The sequence below is a fragment of the Streptomyces hygroscopicus genome (assembly GCF_026168105.1).
Classification (GTDB): Bacteria; Actinomycetota; Actinomycetes; order Streptomycetales; family Streptomycetaceae; genus Streptomyces; species Streptomyces hygroscopicus_D.
Genome location: NZ_LBMW01000121.1, coordinates 1 through 3,475 on the forward strand (window position 1 = coordinate 1; position 3,475 = coordinate 3,475).

The following is a 3,475-nucleotide window of genomic DNA, read 5'->3' on the forward strand; positions in this document are numbered from 1 at the left end:
GCCCATGCCCCGGCCCGACCGCCTCCCGCTCTCCTACGGACAGCAACGACTCTGGTTCATCAGCCAGTTGGAGGAGTCGAGCACCCCCTACAACATCCCGCTGCTCCTCCGGCTGCCCGGCGATGTGGACCGCGAAGCCTTGAACGCGGCGTTCTGCGACCTGATCGGCCGACACGAGGTCCTGCGCACCGTGTTCCCGGCGGCCGACGGCGAGCCGTACCAGCTGATCAACCAGATCGATGATCTGGACTGGGAGATCGAGGCCGTCCATGTGTCATCGGCGGATCTGGAAGGCGAGGTCGAAAAGGCGGCGCAGTACGCGTTCGACCTCACCCGAGAGGTTCCGATCCGCGCACGGCTGTACGAGACCGGTACGGACAATCCGGTGCTGGCTGTCGTCCTGCACCACATCGCGAGCGACGGCTGGTCGACAACGTCGCTTGAGCGCGACCTAACGGCGGCCTACTCGGCTCGGTGTGAGGGCCGGGCTCCGGTGTGGGAGCCGTTGCCGGTGCAGTATGCGGACTATGCGTTGTGGCAGCGGGAGCTGCTCGGCGATGTCGGCGATCCGGCAAGCCTGTTGCATCGTCAGGTGGAGTTCTGGCGTGGTGCGTTGGAGGGTGTCCCGGATGAGCTGGGTCTGCCGTTCGACCGTCCGCGTCCCGTGGCGGCTTCGTATCGTGGTCACCAGGTGCCGTTGGAGATCTCGGCGCTGACGCATGCGCGGTTGCTGGAGCTGGCGCGTGCTGAGGGCGTTACGGTGTTCATGGTGTTGCAGGCGGCCCTTGTGGTCCTGTTGTCCCGGCTTGGTGCGGGGACGGACATCGCGGTGGGTACGGATGTGGCCGGGCGGACGGACGAGGCGCTGGACGACCTGGTCGGCTTCTTCGTCAATGCCCTGGTGCTGAGGACGGATCTGTCGGGTGATCCGACGTTCCGGGACGTGCTGGGCCGGGTGCGGGCGACGAGCCTGGCCGCGTTCGCGCATCAGGATGTGCCGTTCGAGAAGCTGGTCGAGGAGCTGGCCCCGGCGCGGTCGCTGTCGCGGCACCCGCTGTTCCAGGTGATGCTGACCTTGCACAACGCTGGGCGGATGGTCCTGGACGGGGGGAGCACAGCGGGTTCGGCAGAGGTTTCGGCAGCGGCATCGGGTTCGGTGCAGGCTTCGGTGGCGAAGTTCGACCTGGAGGTCGGTGTCACGGAGGCTTTCGGGCCGGACGGGGCACCGGCTGGGATCCGGGGTTCGGTGACGGCGGCGGCCGACCTGTTCGACGCGCAGACGGTCGTCGATCTCGCCGACTGTCTGGGGCGCGTGGTGGACACTCTGACGGGTGCGCCGGAGTTGCCGTTGAGTGGTGTGCCGGTGGTGGACGGGTCGGGTGCGGAGGTGGTGTTCCCGGGCCGGGGCCGGGTGGCGTTGGCCGTGGACGGTGGTGCGGTGGGTCAGCGGGCCGGTTCGGTGGCGGACCGTCGGCTGGTGGCCTATGTGGTGCCCGTGCCGGGTGCGGAGGTCGATGCGGCAGAGCTGCGGGCGTTCGTGCGGGAGCAGTTGCCGGAGTCGATGGTGCCGGCGGGTGTGGTGCTGCTGGACGAGTTGCCGTTGACGGCGAACGGCAAGGTGGACACGGGCAGGCTGCCTGCGCCGTCGGAGTACCCCGCGGGCACCGGGCGGGGCCCGTCGAACGCGCGTGAGGAGATCCTGTGCGCCGCGTTCGCCGACGTCCTCGGACTGGAGAGCGTGGGCGTCGACGACGACTTCTTCGCCCTCGGCGGCCACTCCCTCCTCGCCGTGCGGCTGATCAGCCGGGTGCGTGTGGCCCTCGGCGTCGAGGTGCCGCTGCGGACGTTGTTCGAGGCGCCTACCGTGGCCGGGATGGCGGCCCGCGTGGCCGGTTCGGCGAGGGCTCGGCTCGCGCTCAAGGCCGGTGACCGGCCGGAGCGCCCGCCGCTGTCCTTCGCCCAGCAAAGGCTTTGGTTCATCGACCAGTTGGAGGGACCGAGCTCGACCTACAACATCCCGTTCCGACTGCAGCTCCCGACCGGCGTGGCCATTGATGCCCTGGGTGCGGCACTGCGTGACGTCATCGGGCGGCACGAGGTACTGCGGACGGTTTACGCGGCGGGTGAGAGCGAACCGTTCCAGCGCATCATCGGCGCCGACGTCCCGGCCTGGGAGATGCAGGTCGTGACCCTCGCACCGGATGCGCTGGAGGACGCGGTCGCCGAGGCCGAGGGCTACGCGTTCGACCTGTCGGCAGAAATGCCGTTCCGGGCAACCCTGTTCGAGGTGGCGCCGGACGAGCGGGTTCTGCTGATCGTGATCCACCACATCGCCGGCGACGGCTGGTCGGTTGGCCCCCTTGGCCGGGACATCACGACCGCGTACGAAGCGCGGTCCGCGGGCCGGGCGCCCAAGTGGGAGCCGCTGCCGGTCCAGTACGCGGACTACGCCCTGTGGCAGCGTGAGTTGCTGGGCGACGCGGACGATCCCGAAAGCCTGATGGCCCGGCAGATCGCCTACTGGCGTGAGGCACTGGCCGACGTGCCGGAGGAGTTGGTCCTCCCCTTGGACCGTCCGCGTCCGGCGGTGGCCTCCCACCGTGGACACCGGGTGCCGCTGGAGATACCGGCGACCGTGCACGCACGGCTTGCCGAGCTGGCGCGGGCCGAGGGTGTGACCCCGTTCATGGTGCTGCAGGGCGCGTTGGCGGTGCTGCTCTCCAAGCTCGGCGCGGGGACGGACATTCCGATCGGTTCGGCGAATGCCGGCCGTATGGACGAGGCGCTGGACGATCTGGTCGGCTTCTTCATCAACACGCTGGTGGTGCGGACGGATCTGTCGGGTGAGCCGACGTTCCGGGAGGTCCTGGGCCGGGTGAGGGAGACCACGCTGTCCGCTCTGGCGCACCAGGACGTGCCGTTCGAGAAGCTGGTCGAGGAGCTGGCCCCGGCGCGCTCGCGCGCACGGCACCCGCTGTTCCAGGTCCAGCTGGACCTCCAGAACAACGTCGCCGACCGGGTGACGCAGGACGCCGACACGGTTCATGAGATGACCGGTGATCTGCAGGTCGCTGCCACTGCGGCGAAGTTCGACCTGGAGGTGCGGCTCTTCGAGGTGTTCACCGCTGACGGTGCGCCTGGCGGTCTCCGGGGTGCCGTGGTGGCGGCGGCGGATCTGTTCGATGCGGAGTCGGCCGAGCGGTTCGGCGAACGTCTGGTGCGGGTGCTCAATGCGGTGACGCGTGATCCGGCTCTGTCGCTGGGTGCGGTGGATGTGCTGGGTGAGGTCGAGCGTCGTCGGGTGTTGGTGGAGTGGAACGACTCGGCGGTGGATCTCGGGTCGGTGCTGGTGCCGGAGCTGTTTGCTGGGCAGGTTTCCCGCACGCCGGATGCGTTGGCAGTGGTTGCCGGTGGTGTGGGGGTGTCGTACCGGGAGCTGGATGCGCGGGCGAATCGGTTGGCGCACTACTTGCTG

The 3,475-nt window shown here is 69.2% G+C and carries 1 protein-coding gene; it reads left to right on the forward strand.

What is annotated here, in order from left to right; all coding sequences use genetic code 11:
• The coding region (locus AAW14_RS39065) for a condensation domain-containing protein (RefSeq protein ID WP_265569219.1) at positions 1–3,475 on the forward strand (3,475 nt) is incomplete at both ends.